Origin of the sequence: Paracoccus sigandri (assembly GCF_003709565.1) — a bacterium.
Classification (GTDB): Bacteria; Pseudomonadota; Alphaproteobacteria; order Rhodobacterales; family Rhodobacteraceae; genus Paracoccus; species Paracoccus siganidrum.
In genome coordinates this window covers 157823-173632 of the sequence record NZ_QNRC01000006.1, presented here as the reverse complement: position 1 = coordinate 173632, position 15810 = coordinate 157823, and the positions used below count along the sequence as shown (strand labels likewise).

17 protein-coding genes are annotated in these 15810 nt (G+C 68.5%); 3 read left to right on the top strand and 14 right to left on the bottom strand.

The annotated features are described in order from the left end of the window. Nucleotides 1-5: 5 nt before the first annotated feature. From C9E82_RS07585 to C9E82_RS07555, 8 genes are all read right to left on the bottom strand, one after another. Nucleotides 6-863: a DUF481 domain-containing protein gene (locus C9E82_RS07585; protein ID WP_119896664.1), complete on the bottom strand. Its 858-nt coding sequence runs from the start codon at nt 861-863 to the stop codon at nt 6-8. 95 nt (nt 864-958) lie between these two features. Beyond that, nucleotides 959-1240, bottom strand: coding sequence for a hypothetical protein (locus C9E82_RS24075; RefSeq protein ID WP_147393034.1), 282 nt, complete (start codon nt 1238-1240; stop codon nt 959-961). Between the two features lie 36 nt (nt 1241-1276). Then, nucleotides 1277-1588 carry a hypothetical protein gene (locus C9E82_RS07580; RefSeq protein WP_119896663.1) on the bottom strand — a complete coding sequence of 104 codons (312 nt, stop codon included), beginning with the start codon at nt 1586-1588 and terminating at the stop codon, nt 1277-1279. A 66-nt stretch (nt 1589-1654) separates the two neighbouring features. After that, entirely contained in the window at nt 1655-2161 is a 507-nt protein-coding gene (gene nusB / locus C9E82_RS07575; protein WP_122449237.1) for a transcription antitermination factor NusB, read from the bottom strand. Further along, entirely contained in the window at nt 2158-2709 is a 552-nt protein-coding gene (locus C9E82_RS07570) for a 6,7-dimethyl-8-ribityllumazine synthase (protein ID WP_119900947.1), read from the bottom strand. The genes nusB and C9E82_RS07570 overlap by 4 nt, the downstream gene beginning before the upstream one ends. 3 nt (nt 2710-2712) lie before the next feature. Then, nucleotides 2713-3831 (bottom strand): 3,4-dihydroxy-2-butanone-4-phosphate synthase, encoded by a 1119-nt coding sequence (gene ribB, locus C9E82_RS07565; RefSeq protein WP_119900946.1) that lies wholly within the window; start codon nt 3829-3831, stop codon nt 2713-2715. After that, nucleotides 3821-4387 carry a hypothetical protein gene (locus tag C9E82_RS07560; protein ID WP_119900945.1) on the bottom strand — a complete coding sequence of 189 codons (567 nt, stop codon included), beginning with the start codon at nt 4385-4387 and terminating at the stop codon, nt 3821-3823. Before C9E82_RS07560 ends, ribB begins: the two co-directional genes overlap by 11 nt. Next, nucleotides 4387-4989: a riboflavin synthase gene (locus C9E82_RS07555; protein WP_119900944.1), complete on the bottom strand. Its 603-nt coding sequence runs from the start codon at nt 4987-4989 to the stop codon at nt 4387-4389. Before C9E82_RS07555 ends, C9E82_RS07560 begins: the two co-directional genes overlap by 1 nt. 209 nt (nt 4990-5198) lie before the next feature. Between C9E82_RS07555 and C9E82_RS07550 the strand changes: the two genes are divergently transcribed. From C9E82_RS07550 to C9E82_RS07540, 3 genes are all read left to right on the top strand, one after another. Continuing rightward, the gene (locus C9E82_RS07550; RefSeq protein ID WP_119900943.1) at nt 5199-6533 is read left to right on the top strand and encodes a capsule biosynthesis protein; all 1335 of its coding nucleotides are present in this window, start codon (nt 5199-5201) and stop codon (nt 6531-6533) included. A 103-nt stretch (nt 6534-6636) separates the two neighbouring features. Next, a complete protein-coding gene (locus tag C9E82_RS07545) occupies nt 6637-7755 on the top strand; it encodes a polysaccharide biosynthesis/export family protein (protein WP_420849870.1) in 1119 nt (372 codons plus the stop codon). 7 nt (nt 7756-7762) lie between these two features. Further along, on the top strand, nt 7763-9772 hold the full coding sequence (locus C9E82_RS07540) for a capsular polysaccharide biosynthesis protein (protein ID WP_119900942.1): 2010 nt from the start codon (nt 7763-7765) through the stop codon (nt 9770-9772). 12 nt (nt 9773-9784) lie between these two features. On the opposite strand, the gene ribD is transcribed toward C9E82_RS07540, so the two are convergent. The 6 genes from ribD to rpoD form a co-directional block, all read right to left on the bottom strand. After that, nucleotides 9785-10795 (bottom strand): bifunctional diaminohydroxyphosphoribosylaminopyrimidine deaminase/5-amino-6-(5-phosphoribosylamino)uracil reductase RibD, encoded by a 1011-nt coding sequence (gene ribD / locus C9E82_RS07535; RefSeq protein ID WP_342354323.1) that lies wholly within the window; start codon nt 10793-10795, stop codon nt 9785-9787. Then, nucleotides 10792-11256 (bottom strand): transcriptional regulator NrdR, encoded by a 465-nt coding sequence (nrdR, locus tag C9E82_RS07530; RefSeq protein WP_119901014.1) that lies wholly within the window; start codon nt 11254-11256, stop codon nt 10792-10794. The genes ribD and nrdR overlap by 4 nt, the downstream gene beginning before the upstream one ends. A 165-nt stretch (nt 11257-11421) precedes the next feature. Then, nucleotides 11422-11844 carry a secondary thiamine-phosphate synthase enzyme YjbQ gene (locus tag C9E82_RS07525; protein ID WP_119901013.1) on the bottom strand — a complete coding sequence of 141 codons (423 nt, stop codon included), beginning with the start codon at nt 11842-11844 and terminating at the stop codon, nt 11422-11424. Next, complete coding sequence (locus tag C9E82_RS07520) at nt 11841-13319, bottom strand: DNA recombination protein RmuC (RefSeq protein WP_119901012.1); 1479 nt, start codon at nt 13317-13319, stop codon at nt 11841-11843. The genes C9E82_RS07525 and C9E82_RS07520 overlap by 4 nt, the downstream gene beginning before the upstream one ends. A gap of 69 nt (nt 13320-13388) precedes the next feature. Continuing rightward, nucleotides 13389-13814: a BLUF domain-containing protein gene (locus C9E82_RS07515; RefSeq protein ID WP_119901011.1), complete on the bottom strand. Its 426-nt coding sequence runs from the start codon at nt 13812-13814 to the stop codon at nt 13389-13391. Further along, on the bottom strand, nt 13804-15792 hold the full coding sequence (rpoD, locus tag C9E82_RS07510) for an RNA polymerase sigma factor RpoD (protein WP_119901010.1): 1989 nt from the start codon (nt 15790-15792) through the stop codon (nt 13804-13806). The genes C9E82_RS07515 and rpoD overlap by 11 nt, the downstream gene beginning before the upstream one ends. Between the last annotated feature and the right edge of the window lie 18 nt (nt 15793-15810).

The following is a 15810-nucleotide window of genomic DNA, read 5'->3' as shown; positions in this document are numbered from 1 at the left end:
GAAGATCAGAAGCCGTAGACGATCGAAACGCCCAGCTTGTTGTCGGTGCGGATTTCGCGATCCTCGACATATTCGGTCGTGTAGCTGACGCGGGTGGCCAGCGCCTCGGTCATCGCGAAGTTCACGCCCAGCTCGTTGGTGATGATGTGCGGCAGATCCCCACCCGAATCGAGATAGTCGGTGTTGTTGGTGATGAAGATGTTCTCGTTGAAGCGGTGATACAGCCGCGACGACACGATGTAGCCGACTTCCGATTCCGAATCTTCACCCTGGTACATACCATAGCGATAGCCGACACCGGCCTGGACGCGCCAAGCGGTCGTGTCGTTGTTGATGATCCGGTAGCCCGGACCAACCGCGATCAGGCCATCGCGGCGCAGGTTGCCGTCGCCGGCCTCGGCCGTGCCGTCGACCACGAAGCGACCCAGACCGAAGATGTAGAACTGGTCGTTCATGTAGTACTGCGCGTCATAGATGACCGAGACCTTCTCGTCATCCTTCTCGCCGGCATCGGTTTCGGTGAACTCGATCAGCATGCCGATGGTCTGCTGCCAGTTGTTCTGCGAATAGGACACCCGGCCGCCGATCAGCAGGTCCTGGCGATCGCTGTTGCCGGTGCTGCCCGAATAGCTGAGCGACATCGAGCCCGACAGGCCCTCGCGGCGCTCGGCCGGGCCGTGGCGATAGGGATCGGCGCTGCGGGCAAAGTCGTCGCGCACGTCGTCCTGCACATCGGTGATCGCACGGTCGATCTCGCCCACGCCCGTCGCATCGGCACCCGCGGCGATTTCGGTTTGCGCGTAGGCAGGCACGGACAGAGCGGCCAGGATGGCGGCAGTGCCAAGAAGCTTAACGTGTTTCATCTCGTGTTTCCTCATGAACTCGAGTTTCGTATTGGTGGCCTTGTCAGTGCCACTGCATCGCTGCTGTGGATCAATTAAACCCGCCCTTCTCCGGTTCAAAGACCTGCGCCGAACACGAGGAAATGCCAAATTCGTGAGGAAAACGGAGCAAACGTGAAGGCGGCAAGGATCTGCCGAAATACAATCGTGAAGCGAATTCCGGGAACCCGTCGCCGGCGGGTGGAAGCCCGGATATTTGGTCGATAAATTGCGCCTGGCCAAACCGGATCGTTCGAAACGCCGATCGTCACATTTGCAACAATCCTGTGATTGCCGAAAAAACAGGCAGAAGCGGCTTGCTGCCCAAGGCGGAATTCTGTTGCAAAATCGACACGCAACTGCGGCCTTCGGGTCCGCCCCACACGTTGCTGCGATCAGTCGCGCGGCGCGGCGGGAACCCTGACGGCGGCCTCGGCCGGGCGCAGGAAGGCGACCGGCTGCCGGCGCCCGCCGGCCGGCGGGCGCGATTCGGCCATGCGCATGACCACGAAGGCGAACTGCACGCCGGAAAAGAGGATGCCGTTGAAGATCACCAGCATCAGCGCCGCCAGCCAGCCCAGGGGCGAGGACAGCACCAGATGCCGCAGATGGGCGACGTCCAGACCGATCAGCAGGGCGGTGAACAGGACGGCAAGCGCGAAGCCCAGGGCGACGCTGCGGATATAGAGACGGACCAGCTGCGGCATGGCGCGGCACCTGAGATGCGGGACGGAACGCCCCATCATAGCGCAACCACGCCGTCGCGGAAGAGGTCAGTTGGCCGCAGGCGGAAAGGCGTCGGGCCGCAATTCGCGCGCGACATGGTCCAGGACCGCGTTCACGAATTTCGACTCGCGCCCCTCGGGGAAGAAGGCCTGCGACAGGCGCACATATTCGGTGATGACGACCTTCGGCGGCGTGCGCGGCGTCACCAGCTCGGCGCCCGCGGCGCGGAACAGGGCGCGCAGCACCGGGTCGATGCGGTCGATCGGCCATTTCGCCACCAGCCCGCGATCGGTCGCCTTGTCGATCTTCGACTGCCAGATCACCGCATCATCGACGATTCGGGAAAACAGCGTCTCGTCGGCCTCGGGCTGGGAGCCGCCCTCATCCTCGACGCCGATGCGGTAGGTCAGGAACTCCCGCATGACGCGGTCGGCGCCCTGGCCGGCCGCCTCCATCTGGAACAGCGCCTGCACCGCATAGAGCCGCGCGGCGGCGCTGAGGGCGCGCCGGTCGGGCCGGGGGGCGGCGGGCGGGGATGCGTCGGCGGCGCTCATGCCTGGCCCTGCCCGTCCAGCTCGCCGGCAAGGCGGATCACGTCGGTTTCCTGCGGGCGGCCCTCGTCCCGGCGCCGCCCGGCCCAGCCGCGCGACAGCGCGATCAGGTGCAGCGCGGCGGCGGCCGCCCCGCCGCCCTTGTTCTGCCCGGCGGGATCGGCGCGAACCTCGGCCTGGGCCTCGTTCTCGACCGTCAGGATGCCGTTGCCGATCGCCAGCCCCTGCAGCCCCAGCAAGGTCAGCCCGCGCGAGCTGTCGTTGCAGACCGTGTCGTAATGCGTCGTCTCGCCCCGGATCACGCAGCCAAGCGCCACGAAGCCGTCGTAATCGGCCAGCCGCCCGGCCATGGCGATGGCGGTCGGGATCTCCAGCGCGCCGGGCACCTCGACCAGATCGACGGTGGCGCCGGCGGCCTCGGCCACGGCGCGGGCACCGGCGACCAGGTTGCCGGCGATGGTCTGGTAATAGGGCGCCACCACGATCAGCAGCCGCACGGGACGGTCGAAGCGCGGCAGGGGCAATTCGTGATGCTGGGTATGCGAGGCCATGGCTCAGTCCTTGGGGATAGGCCGGGTGGAATGGATCGAAAGTCCGTAGCCGTCAAGCCCCACCACCTTCACGGGCGCGGTATTGGTCAGCAGGATCAGCTCGGACAGGCCCAGGGCCGACAGGATCTGCGCGCCGACGCCATATTGACGCAGCGTATGTGCGCCGATCGCGTCGGAACGGGCCACCGTGTTGGTCAGGTCGCGGATCAGCACCACGACGCCCCGCCCCTCGGCCGCGATGGCGCGCATCGCGGCGGGCACGCTGCCCGAATCCTCGCGCCCGATGCCCAGCACGTCGTGCAGCGGGTCCAGCGCGTGCATCCTGACCAGCACCGGCCCCGGTGCCGCCAGGTCGCCCTTGGTCAGCACGATATGTTCGGCGCCCTGCGTCTCGTCGGCGAAGATGCGCATCATCCAGTCGCCGCCATGGGCCGATGTCACCGCCTGCTGGGCGCGCTCGGCGATCAGGTTGTCGTGGCGGCGGCGATAGCGGATCAGGTCGCTGATCGTGCCGATCTTCAGCCCGTGCTTCTGGGCGAAGGCGACCAGGTCGGGCAGCCGCGCCATCGTCCCGTCCTCGTTCATCACCTCGCAGATGACGCCCGAGGGATTCAGCCCGGCCAGGCGCGAGATGTCCACCGCCGCCTCGGTATGGCCGGCGCGGACCAGCACGCCCCCCGCCCGCGCGCGCAGGGGGAAGACGTGGCCGGGGGTGGCGATGTCCTGCGCGCCCTTGGTCGGGTCGATGGCGACGCTGACGGTGCGGGCGCGGTCATGGGCGCTGATGCCGGTGGTCACGCCCTCGCGCGCCTCGATCGACATGGTGAAGGCGGTCTCGTGGCGGCTGGAATTCTTCGGGCTCAGCAGCGTCAGCCCCAGCGCGTCGATCCGCTCGCCCGGCATGGCAAGGCAGATCAGCCCGCGCCCATGGGTCGCCATGAAGTTGATCGCATCCGGCGTTGCCATCTGGGCGGGGATGACCAGGTCGCCCTCGTTCTCGCGGTCCTCGTGGTCGACAAGGATGAACATCCGCCCGTTGCGCGCATCCTCGATGATCTCCTCGACCGAGGAAATGGCGTCCGACAGGTCGCGCTCGATCCGGCCCGGTTCTTCATACTGCATGTCGCATCCCCCCGAAATACTGCTGGCCCGAGATGAAGCCGGCCAGGCCGCCGGCGGCCATCATCTCGGCCTCGTGATCCGTCTCGCCGACCATCAGGACGGCATCGCCCGGCAGGTTCTGCATCCGCAGCCAGGCCTTCATCTCGTCGCGCATCGCCGCCCAGCCGGTGCCGAAGACCGGCAGCGGGCGGGCCGAGACGGCCGCGATCCGCCGCCCCAGCGCCTGCGGGTCCAGCCCCGGCCCCGCACCCAGGTGCCGGTCGGCCGCCAGCCGCGCCAGCATCGCCTCGCGGCCCGGCGCAAGCGGCGCCCCGTCGCGGAAGACGCCAAGCGCGTTCGAGGAGAACAGGAAGGCGATCAGGTCGCGCCCGGTCGTGGCGCGCAGCCCGGCATAGGTCCGGTAGTCCAGCCCCAGCGCCTGCGCCCGGCGCACGCGCAGCCGCACCACCTCGACCGGCAGGACCGGCAGCAGCGACCGGCGCGCCTGCCGCCAGCAATGGCTGCGCCATGACGTTCCCGCCGGGTCCGGCCCGCGATTATGGCCGATCCCCGCCATCAGCGCCCCGCACCCGCCTCGGCCAGCCGCGCGACATAGCGGGCCAGCGTGTCGATTTCCAGGTTCACCGCGTCGCCGGTCCGGGCATCGCCCCAGGTCGTGACCTCGCGCGTATGCGGGATCAGGTTGATGCCGAAGCGGTCGCCCTCGACCTCGTTCACCGTCAGCGAGGTGCCGTTCAGCGCAACCGAGCCCTTGGGGGCGATGAAGCGCGCCAGATCCGGCGGCGCCTGGAAGGTGACGCGCAGGCTGTCGCCCTCGTCATGCATCTCGACGATCTCGGCGACGCCGTCGACATGGCCGCTGACGATATGGCCGCCCAGCTCGTCGCCGACGCGCAGCGCGCGTTCCAGGTTCAGCCGCTGCCCGACCGCCCAGCCATTGGCGCCGATATTGGTCTTCGAGAGGGTTTCCGCCGAGACATCGACGTCGAACCAGTCCGCGCCCTTGGCCACCACCGTCAGGCAGACCCCGTCGCAGGCGATCGAGGCGCCGATCGCCACGCCCTCCATGTCATAGCCGCAGCCGATCCGCGCGCGCATGTCGCCCCGCGCCTCGACCGCAAGGATCCTGCCGATATCCGTGATGATCCCGGTGAACATCGCCCGCCCCCGCATTTCCTAACCTGACCTAGGGCATCGACCTGCCGCGTGCAAGCACCGACGACGCAGGGGAACGCCGCGCGGCCGACAAGATAGGAAGGGTTTTATGCACAATATACTGGCAATGAATCACGTTGCATGTCATTGAAATCCGGCGGCCTGTCGGGGTCGCGACCATTTGAAGAACGCAGCCGGGATTTCAGCGCCGCATGTTTCATTCCTCCGTCCAGACCCGGCCGGCTGCCGGCAGCGGCCCCCCCGCGGCCGGGGCGCAGGTCTTCCTGATGCTGCAAGGCCCGCACGGGCCGTTCTTCGACCGGCTGGGCAAGCTGTTGCGCGATGCGGGCGCGACCGTCTGGCGCTGCGGCTTCAACGCCGGCGACGAATTCTTCTGGTCCGACAAGGCCCGCTTCATCCGCCATTCCGGCGGCGTCGACGACTGGCCCGACCACCTGCGCCGGATCGTGGCCGAAAAGGGCGTGACCGATATCGTCCTTTACGGCGATGTCCGCCCGATCCATGCCGCCGCCCGCCGACTTGCCGCCGAACGGGACCTGCGCGTCCATGTGTTCGAGGAAGGCTATCTGCGGCCCTACTGGATCAGCTACGAGCGGGGCGGCTCGAACGGCAATTCGGTGCTGATGCGCATTCCGCTGTCGCAGATGCGCAGCGTGCTGCGCGACACGCTGACCGAGATCCGGCGCCCGCCCGCCCGTTGGGGCGACATGCGCCACCACAAGTTCTACGGCGCCTTCTATCACTTCCTGGTGCTGGTGGCGAATGGCCGCTATCGCGCCTATCGCGGGCACCGGGCGATCTCGGTCCTGCAGGAATTCCGGCTGAACCTGCGCCGGCTGGTGCTGGCGCCGCTCTACAACAGCCAGCGGGCGCTGCAATGGCGCCGCTTCCGGCGCGGCGGATCGCCCTATTCGCTGGTGCTGATGCAGCTGGAACACGATTCGAACTTCCTCGGCCATTCGCCCTTCACCCGCAACGCGGAATTCGTCGACCTGGTCGTGGCGGAATTCGCCCGGTCCGCGCCGCGCCATCACCACCTGCTGTTCAAGGCCCACCCGCTGGAGGATGGCCGCGCCGGCAATCGCAGCGCCATCCGCGCGGCCGCGGCCCGGCATGGCATCGCCGACCGGGTGCATTACCTGCGCGGCGGCAAGCTGGCCGAGCTTCTGGGCCAGGCCCGTTCGGTCGTGACGGTCAATTCGACCGCCGCCCAGCAGGCCCTGTGGCGCGGCATTCCGGTCAAGACCCTGGGGCGCGCGGTCTACGAGAAGCCGGGCATCGTCTCGGACCAGGACCTCTCCGAATTCCTGGCCGAACCCCATGCCCCCGACGCCCAGGCCTATCGCAGCTTCCGCGACTATCTGCTGCAGACCAGCCAGATTCCCGGCGGCTTCTACTCTGCCCGCTCGCGCGCCCATGCGCTGCGGCTGGTCAGCGATCTGATACTTGCGCCCGAGGATCCCTATGATTCATTGGCCAGCGGTCGTGTTACCCATCGGCATCAACTGACCGATACGGAACATTGATCCACAGGATGATGTAGCGTCCGCAAGCGTCTGTCGCTACAGTGCGGCAAAACATGCGACAAGCAGACTACCAAGGACAGGAGATCACGAGGTGACAGTGTTGATGCCCCGCAGCGGGCTTTTCCGACTGACGATTATGGTCGCCCTCTGCCTCGTCACCGCCTGCGGCCTGCCGCGGTCGGGCCCCAGCAAGAAAGAGATCTATGCGGGATCGGTCGAACGGGGCGGCAATGCCCATGTGATCTATGTCAACGACCATGTGGCGCGGACGACGAATTTCGCCCCCGCCTACGGCTTCTCGAACAGCTTCCGCCAGGCCGCCACCGTCGGCGCCGACGAGATCCGCCCCGGCGACGTGCTGGGCCTGTCGATCTGGGAAAACGTCGATGACGGGCTGCTGACCTCGCTCGGCACCAGCTCGACCGAGCTGACCGAGATCCAGGTGGACAGCGGCGGCTATATCTTCGTGCCCTATGCGGGCCGCATCCGCGCGGCGGGCAACACGCCCGACCAGCTGCGCAACATCATCACCGAGCGGCTCAGCTCGCAGACGCCCGACCCGCAGGTCACGGTGGCGCGCGTCGCCGGCGACGGCGCCACGGTCTCGGTCATGGGCCGCGTCACCGGCCAGGGCGTCTATCCGATCGAACGCCCGACCCGCAACCTCTCCTCCATGCTGGCCCGCGCCGGCGGCGTCTCGATCGAGCCCGAGATCGCCGTCGTCACCGTCAAGCGCGGCAATGACAGCGGGCGGGTCTGGCTGACCGATCTCTATGCCAGCCCGGCCAATGACATCGCGTTGCGTCCCGGCGACCTGATCGTCGTCGAGGAGGATCAACGCGCCTTCACCGCCCTTGGCGCGCTTGGCGGCCAGACCCGCGTGCCGCTTGGCAACGAGATGATCAACGCGGTCGAGGCCGTGGCCATGGTCGGCGGCCTGAACACCCACCTGGCCGATCCGACCGGCGTCTTCGTGCTGCGCGACGAGCCGGAATCGGTCGCCAGCCGCGTGCTGGGCAGGCCGGTCTCGGGCGCGCAGCGCATGGCCTATGTGCTGGACCTGACCCGGCCCAACGGGCTGTTCCTGGCCCGCGACTTCCTGATCCGCGACGAGGATACGATCTACGTCACCGAAGCGCCCTATGTTCAGTGGAACAAGACGATCTCGGCCATCACCGGCGGCATCGCCTCGGCCGATTCCGTGGCGACCTTCGGCGAATAAGGCAGCGATGCCATCCGCGGAAATTCCGGCCGCCGGGGGCGATCCCCGGCGGCTTCTCGTTTACAATGGCGGCTTCTGGCTGAAGCCGCGCCTGCGGCGGATCCTGGCGCTGGCGGGCTGGCAGATCGCGACCGGCCTGGCGCCGCGGGGGGCTGCCATCGGCATCTGGGGGGCCAGCCCGACCGCCTGGCGCGGCCGCGCGATGGCCGCCCGCCGCGACGGCACCCTGGTCACGGTCGAGGATGCCTTCCTGCGCTCGGTCCTGCCGGGGCGGGCGAAGGGCGCGCTCGCCCGGCGCGGCCCGATCGGCCTGCTGATCGACCCGCATGGGCTGCATTTCGACCCCCGCCGCCCCTCGCTGATCGAGCATCTGGTGGAAGATCCCGCCAGCGCCGCCCTGCACGACGCGGCGCGCCGCGGGATCGCCCGGCTGCGGGCCTTGGACCTGTCGAAATACAATGCCCACCGCCCGGAACTGGATCCGCCCTGCGACGGCCATGTCCTGGTCATCGACCAGACGCGCGGCGACGCCTCGCTGATGGGCGCGGGGCGGCCGCTGTTCCTGCGGATGCTGGCGGCGGCGCGGGCGGAACATCCGGGCAGGCCGCTGATGATCCGCAGCCATCCCGAAACCGCTGCCGGCCTGCGCCCCGGCCATCTGACCCCGGACGACCTGCTACCGGGCGAGCATTTCTGCGACGCCCCCCTCTCGCCCTGGAAACTGGTCAAGGGGGCGGCGGCGGTCTATGCGGTCAGCTCGCAACTGGGATACGAGGCGCTGCTGGCCGGCCATCGCCCGCGCCTCTTCGGCCAGCCCTTCTATGCCGGCTGGGGGCTCAGCGAGGACGAATTTCCCCTGCCCGACGGGCGCCGCGGCCGCGCCGCGCCCGAGACGCTGTTCGCCGCCAGCCATCTGCGCGCGCCGGTCTGGTACGATCCCTGCCGCGACCGGCTGTGCGATTTCGACGGCGCGCTGGACCAGATCGAGGCCGAAACCCGCGTCTTCCGGCAGGATCGCGACGGTCACCTGGCCTATGGGATGCGGCTGTGGAAACGCCCCTTCATCGCCCGCGCCTTCGGCAGCGGCCGGGGCGTGCGCTTCACCCGCCGCCCCTCGCCGCAGGTCACGCTGGCCTGGGCGGGCACGGCCGACCAGGTCCCGCAGGCGATCCGGGTCGAGGACGGTTTCCTGCGCTCTCGCGGGCTGGGGGCGGCGCTGACCCCGCCCCTGTCGCTGGTCGCCGACGATCTGGGCATCTATTATGACCCGAACCGCGAAAGCCGACTGGAGCGGCTGATCGCCGCCCCGCCGCCGCCGGGGGCCGAGGCGCGCACCGAAGCCTTGATCGCCGCGATCCGCGAGGCCCGGCTGTCGAAATACAACCTGGCCGGCTGCCGGATCGCCCTGCCGCCCGGCGACGGCCCGGTCATCCTGGTGCCCGGCCAGGTCGAGGACGACGCCTCGATCCGCCTTGGCGCCGGGGCCGAGCGCGGCAATCTGGCGCTGCTGCAGCGGGTCCGGGCGGAAAACCCCGAGGCGCGGCTGATCTACAAGCCGCATCCCGATGTCGAGGCCGGGCTGCGCCCCGGCGCGATCGCCCCGGCCGATCTGGACCGGCTGGCGGACCTGGTCGCCCATAAGGCCGATCCGGTCGCGCTGCTGGACCAGGTGGATGCGGTCTGGACCATCACCTCGACGCTGGGTTTCGAGGCGCTGCTGCGCGGCCTGCCGGTCACGACGCTCGGCGCGCCCTTCTATGCGGGCTGGGGGCTGACCCGCGACCTGGGTCCCGTCCCGTCACGGCGGCAGGCGCGGCCCGGCCTTGCCGCCTTTGTCCATGCCTGCCTGATCGCCTATCCGCGCTATGTCGACCCTGTGTCCGGCCTGCCCTGCCCGCCCGAACTGGCGCTGGACCGCCTGGCCGATCCGGCGGCCACCCGCGGCGGCCCGGCGCTGCGCGTCCTGGCCAAGGCCCAGGGCCTGCTGTCGGGACATGCCTGGATCTGGCGGCGCTGATCGGGGTCGCTGTCAGCGCGCCAGCCAGCGATGGAACAGGTCGGGGCCGATCGGGCGGGTCTCGACCAGGTCGAAACGCGGGGCATCGGCCAGAAGCGGCAGATCCATCGGCGCGACCGCCGCACGGCCATCGCCCCCCAGCACTAGGCCCGCCGTATAGCCGACAAGCTGATCGACCAGCCCCGCCGCCAGCAGCCCCGCCGCCAGCTCCCCGCCGCCCTCGCAGAAGACGCGGGTCAGCCCCCTTCCGCCAAGCTCGGCCATGACGTCAGCGGCATCGCCCGAGACCTGCCACAGCGGCCCGTGCGCCGCATCCTCGGGCGGCAGGTCCGGCAATTCCTGCGCGGAAACCACCACCCGCACCGGCTGGCGCACGGGGCCGAAGCCGCGCACGTTCAACGCCGGCCGGTCGGCGCGGGCCGTGCCGCCGCCGACCATCACCGCATCATGGCCAAGCCGCAGCGCATGGACATGGGCGCGCGCCGCCGGGCCGGTGATCCAGCGGCTTTCCCCCGAGGCCATGGCGATGCGGCCGTCGAAACTGGTCGCCAGCTTCAGCGTCAGGAACGGCCGGCCGCGGGTGACGCGCGACAGGAACCCCGCCTGCAGCGCCCGCGCCTCGGGCTCCAGCACGCCCTCGGTCACCTCGATGCCGCCCGCGCGCAGGATCGCATGGCCGCGCCCGGCGACGCGCGGATCGGGATCGGTCAGGGCGGTGACGACACGCGCCACGCCCGCCCGCACCAGCGCCTCGGCGCAGGGCGGGGTGCGGCCGTGATGGGCGCAGGGCTCCAGCGTGACATAGGCGGTGGCGCCGCGCGCCGCGTCCCCCGCCTGGGCCAGCGCGACGGGCTCGGCATGGGGCCGCCCGCCCGGCTGGGTCCAGCCGCGGCCGACCACCCGGCCGTCGCCGACCAGCACGCAGCCGACCGCCGGATTGGGCCAGACATTGCCCAGCCCCCGCCGCGCCAGGCGCAGCGCATGGGCCATGTGCCGGGCATCCTCTGCGGGCTGGCTACTCAATCCGCGACATGGTTGGGACGCAGTTCGGACACGAATTTGTCGAAATCGTCCGCATTCTGGAAGTTCTTGTAAACGCTGGCGAAACGCACATAGGCCACGTTGTCGATACGCGACAGGGCCTCCATCACGATCTCGCCGATCATCTTCGAGGGGATGTCGGTCTCGCCGGTGCTTTCCAGCCGCCGCACGATGCCGCTGATCATCTGCTCGATCCGTTCCGGCTCGACCGGGCGCTTCTGCATCGCGATGCGGATCGAGCGGGCCATCTTGTCGCGGTCGAAATCCTCGCGCCGGCCGTTCGACTTGACCACGACCAGATCGCGCAGCTGCACCCGTTCATAGGTGGTGAAACGGCCGCCGCAGGCCGGGCAGAAGCGGCGTCTGCGGATGGCGACATTATCCTCGGCCGGTCTGGAATCCTTGACCTGCGTGTCGACATTTCCGCAGAACGGGCATCGCATGTTTTTGTCCCCTCGGCCCCTTGATCCACAGCGACTATAGGCAGCCCGGCAGGGCTTGGGTAGTGTTATCCACAGGCCACAAGATGGGCGGTGCGGGACCTGTGGCCCGAAAGTCGCGTTGCCGCGCCGGCAAATGCCGAAAATTCAATCGATTGGCGCGTGAAATCAGACGCCCTGGAACATCGCCGCGACCTGGCGGCGATGCGGGGCGCGGCGATGTTCGACCAGATAGATGCCCTGCCAGGTGCCAAGGCTCATCCTGCCGCCCGCCACCGGGATCTGCAGGCTGACCGGCAGGATGGCGGCCTTCAGATGCGCGGGCATGTCGTCGGGGCCTTCGTCGCGATGGGTGATCCAGCCCATCGAGGGGTGATCGGACGGCGGCGCGATCCGGTCCAGCCAGGCCAGCAGGTCGGCCTGCACGTCGGGATCGGCATTTTCCTGGATCAGCAGCGAACAGGAGGTATGGCGCACCATCAGCGTCAGCACGCCGTCCTGCGCGCCGATCTCGCGCAGCCAGCCGGCGATGTCGCGGGTGAAGTCATGGCAGGCGGGGCCGTGGGTGGCGAGGGTGAAGACGGTGTTCATTCCGCGGCCTCCTGCCCGTCCCGGCCGTCGGTCAGGGCGGCCGGATCCTCGTCGCCGTCATGGTCCAGCGCGATCCGCTTCTGCGCCCGCGCGCCCAGCTCGCGCAGCATCTCGACCTGGCGGACGACATTGCCCGAGCCGCGCGTCAGCCGGTCCATCGCCTGGCCATGCGCGCGGGACGCCTGGTCCAGCGCGCGGCCCACGGCTTCCATCGAGTCAACGAAACCGGCGACCTTGTCATAGAGCGCGCCGGCCCGGCGGGCGATCTCCATCGCGTTGCTCTCGCGCCGCTCGACCGCCCAGATATGCTCGACCGTGCGCAGGGTCAGCATCAGCGTGGTCGGCGTGGTCAGCCCGACGCCGCGTTCCAGCGCGAAGCCCGCCAGGTCAGGATCGGCCCGCAGCGCCTCCGAGAAGGCGCCCTCGATCGGGATGAACATCAGCACGTAATCCACTGAATTGTCGTCCATCCGGTGATAGCCCTTGTCCCCCAGCGCGGCGATGTGGGCACGGATCGCCGCGACATGGCGGCGCAGGGCGGCGTCGCGTTCGGCTGCATCCTCGGCATTCACCGAAACCTCGTAATCGTTCAGCGAGACCTTGCTGTCGATCACCATGACCTTGCCGCGCGGCATCCTGACCACGACGTCGGGGCGCCACAGCTTGCCATCCTCGTCGCGCCAGCTGGCCTGCATGTCGTAATGCGTGCCCGCCTGCAGCCCCGAGGCTTCGAGGATGCGTTCCAGCACCATCTCGCCCCAGGCGCCCTGCCGCTGCTTTTCGCCCTTCAGCGCGCGGGTCAGGTTCACCGCCTCGCGCGAGATGTCCTCGGAGCGCCGGTGCAGGAAGGCGATCTGTTCGCGCAGCCGCGCACCCTCTTCGTCCAGCACCTTGTTGCGGGCCTGCAATTCGGTCTGGAAGCGGTGGACCTGGTCGCGGAACGGGGTCAGCAACGCGGAAAGCTGCTCGCCATGGACCTTCTGCATATCCGCCCCCTGCAGGCGCAGGGTCTCGGCCGCCATCAGCTTGAACTGGCCGGTCATCTCCTCGCGCAATTCGCGCAGGGTGGCGATCTCGCGCGCGGCGGCCTCGCGGTCCTTCTCGGCGGCAAGGCGAAGCTCGGCCAGCGCGCGTTCGCCCTGCGCCACCTCTTGCCGGGCCTGATGCAGGGCATCGGTCAGCCCGTCGCGCTCCTCGATCAGTTCCGCCAGCCGCGCGGCCTGGCTTTCCAGCCGCACCTCCTGCTGGCCGGCGTGCAATTCCTGCGCGCGCGCCTGCACGTCAAGCCGGGCCAGCCGCGCTTCCAGGTCGTCGCGGCGCCCGGCCTCGGCCCTTGCGGCATCGCGTTCACTGGCCAGGTCGCGGCGGGCGCGCAGGATCAGCAGCAGCCCGACGACGATGGCCAGCACCGCCAGCGCCAGCAAAAGCCGCAGCGTTTCCAGGTCGTTCAGGGCGGTCTCGATGGCCTGCGGCATGGGGGTTCCTTCGGCTTGCGCCGCAAGTGTTCACTTTTTGTGCGCAGGCTGCAAGCCCTGCGGCGCCGCTCAGCCCGCCGCCCTCACAAGAAAGCTGGCCACATTGCCGGCATAGACCGACGGATCGACGGTCGAGACCCCCTTGCCCGCGAACCAGTCCATCAGCGAGGCATGGTCGCGATCGGAAAAGCGCATCCGCCAGGACTGGAACCGGCGCCCGGCCAACGGGCCCTGTTCCAGCACCGTCAGCTCGCGGTGGCGCGGATCGCGCCGGATCGAGTCGACCACCCGCCACAGGTCCGGCGCCGGGCCTTCGAGCCATTGGAAGAACAGCCCGTCCTCGTAATGCAGGCAGCCGGTCAGCCCGGTCGCCTGGTTGCGCGCGCGGGCGACAGCGACGATCTCTGCCAGGTCGCTTTCGCCCAAGCCCGGAACCGCCATGCTGCGATAGAGGAAAAACGCCAGACCGTCCCGCGGCAGGATCTCATTGGTCAAGGAAGGACCGCAACTTTCTGCTGCGCGAGGGATGCTTCAGCTTGCGCAACGCCTTGGCCTCGATCTGCCGGATGCGTTCGCGGGTGACGCTGAACTGCTGGCCGACCTCTTCCAGCGTGTGGTCGGTGTTCATGCCGATGCCGAAGCGCATCCGCAGCACCCGTTCCTCGCGCGGGGTCAGGCTGGCCAGGACGCGGGTCGTGGTTTCCTTCAGGTTCTCCTGGATCGCGCTGTCCAAGGGCAGGACGGCGTTCTTGTCCTCGATGAAATCGCCCAGCTGGCTGTCTTCCTCGTCCCCGATCGGGGTTTCGAGGGAGATCGGCTCCTTGGCGATCTTCATCACCTTGCGGACCTTTTCCAGCGGCATCTGCAGCTTTTCGGCCAGTTCCTCGGGCGTGGGTTCCCGGCCGATCTCGTGCAGCATCTGGCGGCCGGTGCGGACCAGCTTGTTGATCGTCTCGATCATGTGGACCGGGATGCGGATCGTGCGGGCCTGGTCGGCGATGGACCGGGTGATCGCCTGGCGGATCCACCAGGTCGCATAGGTCGAGAACTTGTAGCCGCGGCGGTATTCGAACTTGTCCACGGCCTTCATCAGACCGATATTGCCTTCTTGAATAAGATCAAGAAATTGCAGCCCGCGGTTCGTGTATTTCTTGGCGATCGAGATCACCAGACGCAGGTTCGCCTCGACCATTTCCTTCTTGGCCTGGCGGGCTTCCTTCTCGCCGCGCTGGACCTGGGACACGATGCGGCGGAATTCCTCGATGTCCACGCCGACATATTGCCCGACCTCGGCCATGTCGCCGCGCAGCTTTTCAACCGCCTCGCGCGAACGGTCGAACAGCGCCTGCCAGCCGCGCCCGGCCTGCTGCATCATCCGGTCGACCCAGGTCGGGTCCAGCTCGCTGCCGCGATAGCTGTCGATGAACTCGCGCCGGTTGATGCGGGCGCCGTCGGCCAGCTTCACCATGCCGGAATCGATGGTCACGATGCGACGGTTGATGCCATAGAGCTGGTCGACCAGCGCCTCGATGCGGTTGTTGTGCAGGTGAAGCGAGTTCACCAGCACCACGATCTCGCTGCGTAGCTTCTGGTATTCGATCTCGGCGGCGGCCGAGAAGGTGCCGTCCTCGTTCAGCGTGGCGGACATGCGGCGATCCTGGAAATCGGCCAGCCGCTCGTAGTCGCGGGCGATGGCCTCCAGCGTCTCCAGGACCTTGGGCTTCAGGCTGGCTTCCATCGCGGCCAGCGACAGGTTGGCGCCCTCCTCGTCCTCCTCGTCGTCGTCGCTGCGCATCGGATTGCCGTCGGCATCCAGCTCCTCGCGCTTCTGCGAGGGCGCGGCCGAAGCCGAGGCCTCGTCCTCCGTCTCGGTCAGCTCTTCCTCGTCGCCGTCCTCCTCGCCGTCCATCGACTGGCCGAAGGTGGTTTCCAGGTCGATCACGTCGCGCAGCAGGATCTCCTCGTCCAGAAGCTCCTGGCGCCACATGGTGATGGCCTTGAAGGTCAGCGGGCTTTCGCACAGGCCCGCGATCATGGTGTTGCGGCCGGCCTCGATCCGCTTGGCGATGGCGATCTCGCCCTCGCGCGACAGAAGCTCGACCGAGCCCATCTCGCGCAGATACATGCGCACCGGGTCGTCGGTGCGGTCCAGCTTCTCGGTCTCGGTCGTGGCGACGGCGATCTCGCGCGAGCCCGAATCGGTGGTGGCCACGGCCCCGCCTTCGGCGTCCTCGGCCTCGTCCTCGTCCTCGATGACGTTGATGCCCATCTCGGACAGCATCGACATCACGTCCTCGATCTGCTCGCTGCTGACCTGCTCGGGGGGCAGGACCGAATTCAGCTGGTCATAGGTGATGAAGCCGCGCTCGCGCGCCTCGGCGATCATTCGCTTGACGGCCGCCTGGCTCATGTCCAGCGAATGGGCGTTGTCGTCCTTGTCGGTCTTGTCGTGCTCGTCGTCCTTGGCGGCCATAGATGGCTCCTTCTGGGG